The 226-nt window shown below is 64.6% G+C and carries 1 pseudogene; it reads right to left on the reverse strand.

From position 1 onward, the window contains the following. A pseudogene (locus CQ14_RS45790) lies at positions 1–216 on the reverse strand (MBG domain-containing protein); the annotation flags it as partial. Between the last annotated feature and the right edge of the window lie 10 nt (positions 217–226).

Consider the following 226-nt stretch of genomic DNA (forward strand, 5'->3'; position numbering starts at 1 on the left):
CGCGCCGCCGACCTGATAGGTCAGCGTCGGGTTGGCATCGCCGTAGGCTCGGCTCTTGGCGTCGGCTGTCACGGTAATGGCACGCTGGGTGACAGTGAGGTTGTTGCCCGTATAGGTCAGTGCGTAGTTGCCGGAGGCCACCAGCGTGCCCTGTGTAATACCGTAGGTGCCGACGTTGCTCGTTGTCGTCGCCGACGTCGCCAGCGCGCCCGACAAGGTATCGCCA

This window comes from Bradyrhizobium lablabi (assembly GCF_001440475.1).
GTDB lineage: Bacteria > Pseudomonadota > Alphaproteobacteria > Rhizobiales > Xanthobacteraceae > Bradyrhizobium > Bradyrhizobium lablabi.